The organism is Shinella sp. CPCC 101442 (genome assembly GCF_024704725.1).
Lineage (GTDB): Bacteria > Pseudomonadota > Alphaproteobacteria > Rhizobiales > Rhizobiaceae > Shinella.
In genome coordinates this window covers 62,743-75,615 of sequence record NZ_JALIQS010000009.1, presented here as the reverse complement: position 1 = coordinate 75,615, position 12,873 = coordinate 62,743, and the positions used below count along the sequence as shown (strand labels likewise).

Genomic DNA, 12,873 nt, shown 5'->3' with positions numbered 1-12,873 from the left:
TTTGCCGCCCGCTCAGGGCGTCGGGAAGCCGAACTGCGGGCTTTGCAGGATCGTGAGGTCCTCGACGGGTTCGCCGGCGATACGCTGCAAGAGCAGCTGACCCATCGCCTCGCCGGCCGCCTTGAGGTCCTCGTAGATCGTCTCGACCTTGGGCTGGATCTGGCTGAGCAGCAGCGAGGTCTGCTTGGCGACGATGTCGTATTCCGTGCCGAGGGTAAAACCTTGGTCGCTCATGCCGGTGATGGTGGCAAGTGCCGAGACTTCGCCGGGACAGGCGAAACCGTCCGGCGGATCGGGCTCACCGCTGCGGCGGCGCACATAGTCGCGGATCATGTCGGCGGGACTGTCGAGATCGAGCGTGTCGGGAATTTCGTAAGCAATACCGGCCTCGCGCACCGCCGTCATGAAGCCGTGCAGCATGTGCTGGTGAAAGGTCAGGCGCTTCGGCGGCAGGATGATCGTGACTTTGCGCCGGCCCTTGACGATCAGGCGCCTGGTGGCCTCGTAGGCGAAGGCGTAATTGTCATAGTCGACGAAGGCGTGCGGAGTGGAAAATTCCGTGCGGCCATGCGTGACGAAGGGGAAGCCGTTTTCGAGCAGCAGCCGCACGCGCGGATCGAAGGGCTCGGTGCGCGAAAAGATCAGGCCGTCGGCCATGCCGTTGCGGATGATGTAGTTGACGGCATCGACATTGCTGCCGTCGAGGAAATTCGGCGTGACGATGAGATGGTAGGGCGTCGTCTGGAGCGCGCGTGCCAGGCCATGCATGATGGACGTGCCGAAGCCCAGAATTTCCTCGTGCGGATCGAGCAGCACGGAAATGACATTCGTGCGGCCGGTCTTGAGGCGTTGCGCGGCGCGGTCGGGCAGGTAACCGATCTCGGCAGCGACCTCATGCACGCGCCGGCGGGTGTTTTCGGAAATCTGCGGCGCATTGCCGAGCGCGCGGGAGACCGTGGTGATCGCCAGGCCCGTCATTTCGGCAATCGTCTTCAGCGTCGGCTTGCCGGCTCGGGACGGGCTGCGGGCGGGTTCACTGTCGGCGGGCTTTTCGATGCGGGACACGGGTGCGTTTCTTTGGATGGCGGGCGTCGATCGGCGGCACCATACCGACGCGCTACGCCTCTAGCAATCTTGCACCGCACAGAATTTAAAACGTTTTCCGTGCAGCGCAGCAAGCGCCCGAATTTGCGCCAATCGCCTAAACTGCCCGAATTTACCGCATTTGCGAAAGCAGTCGCGGCCGACGCCTTGGGTGGCTTGACTCCGCAAATTTACAACGTTTTAAATTGGCGCGGCACTTTGAGCCGCAAACGAAATTCCGACGCCTTCAAGGGCCTCGGGGAAATCGGCGGGAGGAGGCTCTCGCCCTCGAACTTGCAAACGGGAGGAATACGATGCGCAAGTTTCTAACAACCACCGCAATCGCTGCGGTGATGATGACGATGGGCGGCATGTCCGCCAAGGCAGCGGAAGGCGTCGAGGTTCTGCACTGGTGGACCTCGGGTGGCGAAGCCGCCGCTCTTGACGTTCTGAAGAAGGATCTGGAAGCCAAGGGCATTTCCTGGACCGACATGCCGGTTGCCGGCGGCGGCGGCACGGAAGCCATGACGGTGCTGCGCGCCCGCGTCACGGCCGGCAATGCGCCGACCGCGGTGCAGATGCTCGGCTTCGATATTCTCGACTGGGCCAAGGAAGGCGCACTCGGCAATCTCGATGACATCGCCGCCAAGGAAGGCTGGGACAAGGTCATTCCGACCGCGCTCCAGCAGTTCTCGAAGTATGACGGCCACTGGATCGCAGCCCCGGTCAACGTGCACTCCACGAACTGGGTCTGGGTCAACAAGGCAGCCCTCGACAAGGCGGGCGGCAAGGAGCCGGCGAACTGGGACGAGCTTGTTGCTCTCCTCGACAAGTTCAAGGAACAGGGCATCACGCCGGTCGCCCATGGTGGCCAGCCGTGGCAGGACGCGACGATCTTCGACGCGGTCGTGCTGTCCTTCGGCAACGACTTCTACAAGAAGGCGTTCATCGACCTCGATCCGGACACGCTGGGCGGCGCCCAGATGAAGGAAGCCTTCGACCGCATGACGAAGCTGCGTTCCTACGTGGACGACAACTTCTCGGGCCGTGACTGGAACCTCGCGTCCGCCATGGTCATCGAAGGCAAGGCCGGCGTGCAGTTCATGGGCGACTGGGCAAAGGGCGAATTCATCAAGGCCGGCAAGAAGCCGGGCACGGACTTCGTCTGCATGCGCTTCCCGGGCACGCAGGGTTCGGTCACCTTCAACTCCGACCAGTTCGCGATGTTCAAGGTTGCCGACGCCAAGATCCCGTCGCAGCTCGAAATGGCGACCGCCATCGAAAGCCCGGCCTTCCAGTCGGCCTTCAACGTGGTCAAGGGCTCTGCCCCTGCCCGCACCGACGTCTCGGACGAAGCCTTCGACGATTGCGGCAAGAAAGCCATCAAGGACCTCGCAGAAGCCAACACCAACGGCTCGCTGTTCGGCTCCATGGCACACGGCCACGCCAATCCGGCCTCCGTCAAGAACGCGATCTATGACGTCGTGACCCGCCAGTTCAACGGCGAGCTTTCCTCCGAGGAAGCCGTGACGGAACTCAAGGCCGCCGTCGAGGCCGCGAAGTAAGGGGCTAGCCCCCTCACCCTACCCTCTCCCCGCTGGGGAGAGGGAACTTGAACGTCGCGGCAAAGCCCTTCTCCCCGACGGGGAGAAGGTGGCGGCAGCCGGATGAGGGGGCCACGAGCCGCCCTGTAACCCGATTTCAACGGTGGTACCGACCATGGATAGCCGAAGCCGGCTGCAGGAGCTTCTGCCGAAGCTCGTGCTGGCACCCAGTTTCCTCATCGTGCTCGTCTTCGTCTACGGCTTCATCGCCTATACGGGCTTCCTGTCGCTGACGGATAGCAAGATGCTGCCCTCCTACAATTTCGTGGGCCTCAGCAACTATTCCAAGCTCTGGGCGCTGCCGCACTGGTGGCGGGCGATCTCGAATCTCGCGATCTTCGCCTCGCTCTACATCGTCATCTGCTCAGTGCTGGGGCTCGGGCTCGCCATCCTGCTCGACCAGAAGATCCGCGCCGAAGGCATTCTCCGGCCGATCTACCTCTACCCGATGGCGCTCTCCTTCATCGTGACGGGCACCGCCTGGAAGTGGTTCCTCGACCCCGGCATCGGGCTTGAAAACACCATGCACCTGTGGGGCTGGGAGAGCTTCTCCTTCAACTGGATCAAGGACCGCAACTACGCGATCTACTGCGTGGTGATCGCCGCCGTGTGGCAATCCTCCGGCTTCGTCATGGCGATGTTCCTCGCGGGGCTCCGCGGCGTCGACAACGAGATCATCAAGGCGGCCCAGATCGACGGCGCCTCGACCTCGACGATCTACCGCCGCATCATCATTCCGCTGATGCGTCCGGTCTTCCTGTCCGCCTTCGTCGTGCTCGCCCACCTCGCCATCAAGGCCTACGACCTTGTCGTGGCGCTGACAGGCGGCGGCCCCGGCCAGGCGACCGAACTGCCGGCGACCTTCATGTATTCCTACACGTTTACCCGCAACCAGATGGGCATCGGCGCCTCGTCGGCCATCATCATGCTGGTCATGATCTTCTCGATCATCATCCCCTACCTCTATTCCGAAATCCGCGGAGGCAAAGGCCGATGAGCGCTCAAAACCCCGACAACGTCATCTCGCACAACAAGCTGACGCGTGCGCTGATCTACACCGCCCTCATCCTGTTTGCGGTCTACTACCTGCTGCCGCTCTACGTGATGCTGGTGAATTCGCTGAAGCCGCTGGAGGAAATCCGCCAGGGTGGCATGCTGAACCTGCCGAAGGTCTGGACGATCGAACCCTGGCTGCAAGCCTGGTCGACGGCACAGATCGGCGTGCAGCCGACCGGCCTTCGCCCCTTCTTCATCAACTCGATCCTGATGGTCGTGCCGGCCGTGGCTATCTCCACGATCATCGGCGCGCTGAACGGCTACGTGCTGACCAAGTGGCAGTTCAGGGGCTCGAACGTCTTCTTCGGCCTGCTGCTGCTCTCCTGCTTCATCCCGTTCCAGATCGTGCTGATCCCGATGGCGCGCATCCTCGGCATGCTGGGCCTTGCCGGTTCACTCTGGGGCCTGATCCTGGTGCACATCGTCTACGGCCTCGGCTTCACGACGCTCTATTTCCGCAACTACTACGAAAACTTCCCGACCGAGCTGGTGCGTGCCGCTCAGATCGACGGCGCGAGCTTCTTCCAGATCTTCTACCGCATCCTGCTGCCGTCCTCCGGGCCGATCATCGTCGTCTCCGTCATCTGGCAGTTCACCAACATCTGGAACGACTTCCTGTTCGGCGCCTCCTTCTCCGGCGCGGGTACGACGCCGATGACGGTGGCGCTCAACAACCTCGTCCAGTCCTCGACGGGCGTGAAGGAATACAACGTGCATTTCGCAGGCGCGATCCTCGCCGCACTCCCCACCCTCATCGTCTACATCGTCTCCGGACGGTATTTCGTGCGCGGCCTGATGTCCGGCGCCGTGAAAGGATAATGTCCATGTCTTTCCTGAAGATCAGCAACCTGCGCAAATCCTACGGATCGCTCGAAATCCTGAAGGACATCAATCTCGAGATCGAGCAGGGCGGCTTCCTCGTACTTGTCGGCCCATCCGGCTGCGGCAAGTCCACCCTGCTCAACACGATCGCCGGCCTGGAGCCGATCACCTCGGGCGATATCGCCATCGACGGCCGCTCCGTTGCGGGCCTGCACCCCTCCAAGCGCGATATCGCCATGGTGTTCCAATCCTACGCGTTGTACCCGAACATGACGGTCGGCGGAAACATCGCCTTCGGCATGGAAATCCGCGGCGTGCCGAAGGACGAGCGTGAAAAGGCGATCAAGCAGGTCGCCGACATGCTGCAGATCGGCCATCTGCTCGATCGCAAGCCGGGCCAGCTCTCCGGCGGCCAGCGTCAGCGCGTCGCCATGGGCCGGGCGCTGGTGCGCGACCCGAAACTCTTCCTGTTCGACGAACCGCTGTCGAACCTCGACGCCAAGCTGCGCGTCGACATGCGCACCGAAATCAAGCGCCTGCACCAGCGCATGAAGACCACCATCGTCTACGTCACGCACGACCAGATCGAGGCGATGACGCTCGCCACCAAGATCGCCGTCTTGAAGGACGGCGTGCTGCAGCAGTTCGGCTCACCGGCGGAAATCTACAACAATCCCGCCAACATCTTCGTCGCCGACTTCATGGGCTCGCCGGCCATGAACCTGCTTTCGGCGAAGATTGAGCAGAACGGCGCCGGCATGGCCGTGTCGCTTGCCCGCCCCCAGGCCGAACCGCTCGTACTCTCCGTGCCAAACGCGCCAGGCAGCCTTTCCGCCTACAAGGGCAAGGACGTGATCTTCGGCATCCGCCCGGAAGCCCTGACCGACCCGGACGGTGCGGACCGCAATGCCCGCACCCTCGCCGAAGGCGATTGCCTGATCGAAGTGGTGGAGCCCGCCGGCGCCGACACCTTCGCCGTCACCCATCTCGGCGGCAAGCAGATCGTCGCCCGCCTGCGTGCCGATGTACGCATCGCCCCCGGCCAGACGGCGCGCCTTGCCTTCAACCTCGACAAGGCGGTGTTCTTCGACCCCGCAAACCAGCTTCGCATCGCCTGAGTAGATCATGACCACGCAGCCGGACATCGTCATCATCGGATCGGGCATCGGCGGCTCCACCATGGCCGCCGCTCTCGCCCCGACGGGCGCAAGGATCGTCATCCTGGAGGCGGGCGACCACCTGCCCGACCGCCCGGAAAACCGCGACCAGCGCGCGATCTTCCAGCGCGGCCATTTCCGCCCGAAAGAGATGTGGTACGAGGCCGACGGCACGGCCTTCAACCCCGGAAACTACTACAATGTCGGCGGCAATTCGAAGTTCTACGGCGCGGTGCTGGTGCGCTACCGTAGGGAAGACTTCGAGGAGATGAAGCACCGCGAGGGCGTCTCGCCTGCCTGGCCCTTCCCCTATGAAGAGCTGGAGCCGTGGTACTCCGCCGCCGAAAAACTCTTCAATGTGCGCGGCACGCTCGGCGAAGACCCGACCGAGCCGCACCATTCCGCGCCCTACCCTTTCCCGCCCGTGCCGGACGAACAGGCCATCGCGAAGGTCCGCGCCAGGATGAAGGCGAACGGCCTGCATCCCTATTCGCTACCGCTCGGCATCGACATCGACCGCTGGCTGGCAAAGGCGAAGACGCCATGGGATGCCCATCCGAACAGCAATGACGGCAAGATGGATGCGGAAAGCGTGGGCCTCGCCGAGGCCCTCAAGCACCCGAATGTCGAACTGCGCACCCATTGCCGGGTGACGCGACTTGCCACCGCACCGCACGGCCGCAGCATTTCGACCGTGCACTATATGCAGGGCGATGAAGCCCGGAGCATCTCGCCGAAGCTGGTCGTCCTCTCGGCTGGCGCCGTGCAATCGGCCGTGCTCCTGCTCCGCTCGGCCTCGGAGGCCTTCCCGAAAGGCCTCGCCAACAGCTCCGACCAGGTCGGCCGCAACTTTATGAACCACAATTCGAGCGCCGTGATCGGCGTCTCGCCCTTCTACAAAAACACCTCTGTCTACCAGAAGAGCTTTGGCTTCAACGACTACTATCTCTCGGATGGCAATGGCGGCGCGCCGCTCGGCAATGTCCAGCTGCTCGGGCGCGTCTCCGGAAAAATCCTGAAAGCCAACATGCCCTCCGTGCCGGAATGGCTGCTGGAACAGGTTGCCGCCCACACCATCGATTTCTACGCGATGAGCGAGGACCTGCCGCATCCCGAGAGCCGCATCATGGTCGACCGCGACCGGATCGTCATGAAGTGGACGCGCACCAACTGGCAGGCCCATCTCGACCTCGTCACCAAGCTGAAGGGCGCCCTGAAGAAGGCCGGCTTCCCGATCGTGCTCGCCCGCGCCTTCGACAAGCGCACGCCGTCGCACCAGTGCGGCACGGTGCGCATCGGTAACGATCCGACGACGGCACCGCTCGACATCTGGTGCCGGGCCTACGACCATCCGAACCTCTTCGTGGTCGACGCCTCCTATCTGCCGACCTCGGCAGCGGTGAACCCGGCGCTCAGTGTTGCCGCCCAGGCCCTGCGCGTCGCGACCCACATCAAATCGAGGGACCTTGCCGCATGACGACAACAGCACGCCCCGTCGCCATCGTCACCGGCGGTCGCCGCGGCATCGGCCTCGGCATTGCCAAGGCGCTTGCGACAGACGGTTTCGACATCGCCATCACCGGTATCGGCGACAGCGATGCGGCAACCGACACCATGCTCGCAGAATTCGCGACCGCAGGCAGCCGCGCGATCTACCTGAAGGCCGACCTTGCCAATCTTTCCGGCCACGCGGCGACCGTCGCGGCCATCGAAGACAAGCTCGGCGCCATCGGCTGCCTCGTCAACAATGCCGGCATCGCCTCCGTCATCCGCGGCGATTTCCTCGATCTGGCGCCGGAGAATTTCGACACGATCGTCGCCACCAACCTACGCGGCACGGTGTTCTTCACCCAGGCCGTTTTGAAGGCGATGCTGCATTCGAAACAGGCGGCCGGTCCGCGCACGATCATCAACATCACCTCCGTCTCGGCAGGCCTCACCTCGCCGGAACGGCTCGACTATTGCATGACCAAGGCCGGGCTCGCCGCCTTCAGCCAGGGCCTCGCGCTGCGCCTGGCGGACACCGGCATCGCCGTCTTCGAGATCCGTCCCGGCATCATCCGCTCGGACATGACATCAGGCGTTTCGGCGAAATACGACGCGCTGATCGCGGGCGGCCTCGTGCCGATGAAGCGCTGGGGCGAACCGGACGACATCGGTGCTGCGGCCGCAGCGCTTGCCACCGGCAAGTTCGGCTTCGCCACCGGCTCGGTGATCAATCTCGACGGCGGGCTATCGATCGGCCGGCTCTGAGCCGCCATGCGCCCGAAGCACAAATTCTGAGGACCAAGGCATGACCTACGACTACATCATCACCGGCGCAGGGCCGGCTGGCTGCGTTTTGGCGAGCCGCCTCTCGGAAGACCCCACCGTGCGCGTGCTGCTGCTGGAAGCCGGCGGCGGGGACTGGAATCCGCTGTTTCATATGCCGGCGGGTTTCGCCAAGATGACCAAGGGCGTCGCCAGCTGGGGCTGGGAGACCGTGCCGCAGAAGCACATGAAGGGCCGCGTGCTGCGCTACACACAGGCCAAGGTGATCGGCGGCGGGTCCTCGATCAATGCCCAGCTCTATGCCCGTGGCAACGCCGCCGACTATGATCTGTGGGCGAGCGAAGATGGCTGCGAGGGCTGGAGCTACCGGGAAATCCTGCCCTATTTCAAGCGCGCCGAGGATAACCAGCGTTTTGCCGACGATTACCATGACTATGGCGGGCCGCTCGGCGTTTCCATGCCGGTTTCGGCGCTGCCGATCTGCGACGCCTATATCCGCGCCGGCCAGGAACTGGGCATTCCCTACAACCACGATTTCAACGGCCGCCAGCAGGCCGGCGTCGGCTTCTACCAGCTGACCCAGCGCAACCGCCGCCGCTCCTCCGCCTCACTCGCCTATCTCTCGCCGATCAAGGACCGCAAGAACCTGACGATCCGCACCGGCGCCCGCGTCGCCCGCATCGTGCTCGAAGGTTCTCGCGCGGTCGGCGTCGAGGTGGTGACGGGCAAGGGCGTCGAGACCATTCGGGCGGAGCGCGAGGTGCTGGTCTCGTCCGGCGCCATCGGCTCGCCGAAGCTGCTCCAGCAATCCGGCATCGGCCCGGCCGACCACCTGAAATCCGTCGGCGTTCAGGTAAAACACGACCTGCCCGGCGTCGGCTCCAACCTGCAGGACCATCTCGACCTGTTCGTGATTTCCGAATGCACCGGCGATCACACCTATGACGGCGTCGCCAAACTCCACCGTACGCTCTGGGCCGGCCTGCAATATGTGCTGTTCCGTTCCGGCCCTGTCGCCTCCTCGCTCTTCGAGACGGGCGGCTTCTGGTATGCCGATCCGGATGCCCGCTCGCCGGATATCCAGTTCCATCTCGGCCTCGGTTCCGGCATCGAGGCCGGCGTGGAAAAGCTGAAGAATGCCGGCGTGACGCTGAACTCCGCCTACCTGCACCCGCGCTCGAAGGGCACGGTTCGACTTTCCTCCGCCGATCCTTCCGCCGCACCGCTGATCGACCCGAACTATTGGGAAGACCCGCACGATCGCAAAATGTCGATCGAGGGCCTGAAGATTGCCCGCGAAATCCTGCAACAGGCAGCGCTGAAACCTTTCGTCCTGGCCGAGCGCCTGCCGGGACCGAAGGCGATGACCGACGAGGAGCTGTTCGACTATGGTTGCGCCAATGCCAAGACGGACCACCATCCCGTCGGCACCTGCAAGATGGGCACGGGCGCGGATGCGGTCGTCGGGCTCGATTTGAAGGTGCATGGGCTTGAAGGTTTGCGCGTTTGCGACAGTTCCGTCATGCCGCGCGTTCCTTCCGCCAACACCAATGCGCCGACCATCATGGTGGGCGAGAAGGGCGCCGACATCATTCGCGGCCTGCCGGCACTCCCGGCCCAGGTCTTCCAACACGAACGCAACGACGCGCGCCCGCGCGCCCGCGCCAACATCCGATAGGGGCAGCCATGATCCGCCATTGCGTCTTCATCCACTTCAAGCCGACCATTTCCGCCCACTACAAGGCCGAACTGTTCAACGAGATCGATGCGCTGAAGAGCCGTCTCCCGGGCATGCTCGCCGTGCATATCGGCACCAATGTCAGCCCGGAAGAGGGCATGGACAAGGGGTTTGGCGACGGCTTCATCGTCGATTTCGCGGATAGTTTTGCCCGCGACGCCTATCTGGAAGATCCCGAGCACAAGCAGACCGGCGGCCGTCTGGTCGCCGCCGCAGAAGGCGGCATCGCGGGCATTCTCGTCTACGATCTGGAAACCGACGACTAAACTCTTCCGGCCCGGCGCGAAAGCATGCGCTCGACGGCGGAGAATGCGTCATAGATCAGCACCGCCAGCACCGCGACGACAAGGCCGCCTTGCAACACGAAGGCGAGATTGTTGGATTGCAGGCCCGCGATGATGACCTCGCCGAGTGTTTTCGCCGCGACCGTCGAGCCGATCGTCGCGGTGGCGAGGCTGATGGTCACCGACAGGCGGATGCCGGCGAGAATGATCGGCAGCGCCAGCGGCAGCTCCACCTTGGTCAGTCGCTGCCACGCCGTCATGCCGGTTCCCCTCGCCGCTTCCACGATGGCGGGCGGCAGGGTGGAAAGACCGGTCATGGAGTTTTCAAAGATCGGCAGCAGGCCGTAGAGGAAGAGCGCGATCAGCGTCGGCTTCTCGCCGAAGCCGACTGCGGGCACGGCGAGCGCCAAGACGGCGACGGGCGGAAAGGTCTGGCCGATATTCACGAGGCTGCGTGACAGCGGCAGGAATTCCGCACCGATCGGCCTTGTGACGAGTATGGCAAGGCCGACGGCGACGATGGTCGCCGCGAACGTCGCGATGAAGACCGTCGTGAGATGGGAGAGCGTCAGCGAGAGCAGACTGCCCTGATTGTAGATCGCCGGCGCGTTGGCCTGCACGAGGGGCTTCAGGAGCGGCTCGAACAGGTATGGCTGGAGAAGGAAGAGGATCAGGATGATCAGCACCGCCAGCCGCAGCAGATTGGGCAGGACCCGCTTCATTGCGGCCTCGCGGCGCGGCGGGTGAGGCCAGCCAGCGTGACGCGGCCAAGCGGCGCACCATCCGCGCCGATGACCGGCAGCGCCTCGCGACCGGACCAGAGCAGCGCCGACAGCGCATCGCGCTGGCTTGTGGCCGCAGCGAGCGGTTCGCCTTCCGCGATGCCGGCTTCCGTGGCGTCGCCCACCGTACCGATCGAGAGCAGCCGGAAGGGCCGCTCCCCGGCACCGATCAGCGTCTCGACGAAATCCGTCGCCGGGTTGACCAGCATGTCCTCGGGCGCGGCGTATTGCACGATCTTTCCCTTGTCCATCACGGCGATCCTGTCGGCGAGATGGAAGGCCTCCTCCATGTCATGCGTGACGAGCACGATGGTCGTTCCGAAATGCTTCTGGATCGCCAGGAGGTCCTCCTGCGCCTTGGCGCGGATGACCGGATCGAGCGCACCGAAGGGTTCGTCCATCAGCAGGATATTCGGCTCTGCGGCAAGAGCGCGGGCAACGCCAACGCGCTGCTGCTGACCACCCGACAGTTCGTGCGGATAGCGCGGGCCAAACGCGGCGGGGTCGAGCTGGAAGAGCGACAGGAGTTCCTTGACCTTGGCCTCGATGCGGCTCTTATCCCAGCCGAGCAGGCCCGGCACCGTGGCGATGTTTTCGGCCACCGTGCGGTGCGGAAAGAGGCCGTGGCCCTGGATGGCATAACCGATGCGGCGGCGCAATTCATGACCGGGGATGCCGCGGGTGTCCTCGCCATCGATGCGGATTGTCCCCGATGTCGGCTCGACGAGGCGGTTGATCATGCGCATCAGCGTCGTCTTGCCGGAGCCTGATGTGCCGACGATGACCGTGATCGTGCGCGGCGCGATCGTCATCGAGACATTGTCGACGACGGTCGTATCCGCATAGCGCTTGGTGATGGTCTCGATCTCGATCATGCGGCCCTGCCGGGTTTGGAATTGGAAAGTTCGGTCGCCGCGTCAAGCACGATCGCCGCCGCGAAGGCGAGCGCGACCGTCGGCACCGCGCCGAGCAGCACGAGGTCCATCGCCGTCTGCCCGATGCCCTGGAAGACGAAGACCCCGAAGCCGCCTCCACCGATGAGCGCGGCGATGGTCGCAAGGCCGATGTTCTGCACCAGCACGATGCGGATGCCTGTCAGGATGACCGGAAAGGCGAGCGGCAGTTCGACGCCGAAGAGCCGCTGCCGGTCCGTCATGCCGATGCCGCGGGCCGCATCGTTGGCATCGCGTGGCACGCCGGCAAGGCCGACGACCGTGTTGGCGACGACCGGCAGCAGCGAATAGAGAAAGAGGGCGACGAAGGCCGGCGCGGCACCGATACCGCGGATGCCGATGGCAGCGGCTCCCGGAACATTGAGCGCGATCCAGCCGAGCGGCGCGATCAGCAGGCCGAAAAGCGCGATGGACGGGATCGTCTGGATGATGTTGAGCACGTTGAGCACGCCGGCGCGCAGGCCCTCGACGCGATGGCAGAGGATGCCGAGCGGCAACCCGACCAGCGTTGCGGCCGCCAGCGAGCCGAGCGCCAGCAGGACATGGCGGCTCGCCTCCAGCCAGAAAGTCTCGGCGCGGCTGCCATATTCCTTGAGGATCGAAAGGCCGTTCCACGCGCCGGACATCAGGAGCACGGCAACGGCGGCTGCGGCCGCCGCCAGCAGCGCCACCCGCGCTAGCGGCGAAAGCTTCAGCCGCGCCAGCGCATCGGCGGTGACGAGCGCGAAGGCAAAGCTCAGCAGCCAGAAGCCGGAGGCCGGCGAGACACGGGCATAGGTGTTTTCCGGCGGCGTCAGATGGCCGGCGGAAAGGCCGATGAGGATGGCGAGTATCGACAACGCGGCAAGGCCGAGCAGCAGCCGCAGCAGCGTCGGGGTCTTCAGCACGACGAACACGAGGGCAAAGGCAACGAAGATGAGCAACGCCGCGCCGAAGCCGGCTGGCAGCGCATCGAGGATCGCCCGCGGCTCGCCGGGCACGATGCGGTTGGCGCGAAAATTCGCAAACGGCGCCAGAAAGGCGCCGTAAGCGAGCAATGCGGCGATCACCACGCCGAGCTTGTCAATCCTGAACCGCATGAACGCCTTTCGAGGCAAAACCCTCCGCCCGGACAGGCGGAGGG

General features: G+C 64.3%; 12 protein-coding genes. 8 read left to right on the top strand and 4 right to left on the bottom strand.

What is annotated here, in order from left to right; all coding sequences use genetic code 11:
- Positions 1-12 precede the first annotated feature (12 nt).
- Entirely contained in the window at positions 13-1,056 is a 1,044-nt protein-coding gene (locus MUO32_RS24920) for a LacI family transcriptional regulator (protein WP_374708723.1), read from the bottom strand.
- A 341-nt stretch (positions 1,057-1,397) separates the two neighbouring features.
- On the opposite strand from MUO32_RS24920, the gene MUO32_RS24915 reads away from it, so the two are divergent.
- The 8 genes from MUO32_RS24915 to MUO32_RS24880 all read left to right on the top strand — a co-directional run bounded on the left by MUO32_RS24915 (position 1,398) and on the right by MUO32_RS24880 (position 9,997).
- Complete coding sequence (locus MUO32_RS24915) at positions 1,398-2,648, top strand: ABC transporter substrate-binding protein (protein ID WP_069061049.1); 1,251 nt, start codon at positions 1,398-1,400, stop codon at positions 2,646-2,648.
- A 154-nt stretch (positions 2,649-2,802) separates the two neighbouring features.
- The gene (locus MUO32_RS24910) at positions 2,803-3,684 is read left to right on the top strand and encodes a carbohydrate ABC transporter permease (protein WP_069061048.1); all 882 of its coding nucleotides are present in this window, start codon (positions 2,803-2,805) and stop codon (positions 3,682-3,684) included.
- On the top strand, positions 3,681-4,562 hold the full coding sequence (locus MUO32_RS24905; RefSeq protein ID WP_069061047.1) for a carbohydrate ABC transporter permease: 882 nt from the start codon (positions 3,681-3,683) through the stop codon (positions 4,560-4,562). The genes MUO32_RS24910 and MUO32_RS24905 overlap by 4 nt, the downstream gene beginning before the upstream one ends.
- A gap of 5 nt (positions 4,563-4,567) precedes the next feature.
- Positions 4,568-5,683 (top strand): ABC transporter ATP-binding protein, encoded by a 1,116-nt coding sequence (locus tag MUO32_RS24900; RefSeq protein WP_257951065.1) that lies wholly within the window; start codon positions 4,568-4,570, stop codon positions 5,681-5,683.
- Positions 5,684-5,690: 7 nt separating this feature from the next.
- Entirely contained in the window at positions 5,691-7,199 is a 1,509-nt protein-coding gene (locus MUO32_RS24895) for an FAD-dependent oxidoreductase (protein WP_257951064.1), read from the top strand.
- Positions 7,196-7,975 (top strand): 3-ketoacyl-ACP reductase, encoded by a 780-nt coding sequence (locus MUO32_RS24890; RefSeq protein WP_257951063.1) that lies wholly within the window; start codon positions 7,196-7,198, stop codon positions 7,973-7,975. The genes MUO32_RS24895 and MUO32_RS24890 overlap by 4 nt, the downstream gene beginning before the upstream one ends.
- 40 nt (positions 7,976-8,015) lie before the next feature.
- Complete coding sequence (locus MUO32_RS24885) at positions 8,016-9,671, top strand: GMC family oxidoreductase (RefSeq protein ID WP_257951062.1); 1,656 nt, start codon at positions 8,016-8,018, stop codon at positions 9,669-9,671.
- An 8-nt stretch (positions 9,672-9,679) separates the two neighbouring features.
- Positions 9,680-9,997: a Dabb family protein gene (locus MUO32_RS24880; RefSeq protein ID WP_069061043.1), complete on the top strand. Its 318-nt coding sequence runs from the start codon at positions 9,680-9,682 to the stop codon at positions 9,995-9,997.
- Here MUO32_RS24880 and MUO32_RS24875 read toward each other — a convergent pair.
- From MUO32_RS24875 to MUO32_RS24865, 3 genes are read right to left on the bottom strand one after another with little or no spacing between them, the layout of a single operon-like run.
- Positions 9,994-10,737 (bottom strand): ABC transporter permease, encoded by a 744-nt coding sequence (locus MUO32_RS24875; protein ID WP_257951061.1) that lies wholly within the window; start codon positions 10,735-10,737, stop codon positions 9,994-9,996. The genes MUO32_RS24880 and MUO32_RS24875 overlap by 4 nt on opposite strands.
- Positions 10,734-11,672, bottom strand: a complete 939-nt coding sequence (locus MUO32_RS24870) for an ABC transporter ATP-binding protein (RefSeq protein WP_257951060.1) — start codon at positions 11,670-11,672, stop codon at positions 10,734-10,736. The genes MUO32_RS24875 and MUO32_RS24870 overlap by 4 nt, the downstream gene beginning before the upstream one ends.
- A complete protein-coding gene (locus MUO32_RS24865) occupies positions 11,669-12,829 on the bottom strand; it encodes an ABC transporter permease (RefSeq protein WP_257951059.1) in 1,161 nt (386 codons plus the stop codon). The genes MUO32_RS24870 and MUO32_RS24865 overlap by 4 nt, the downstream gene beginning before the upstream one ends.
- Between the last annotated feature and the right edge of the window lie 44 nt (positions 12,830-12,873).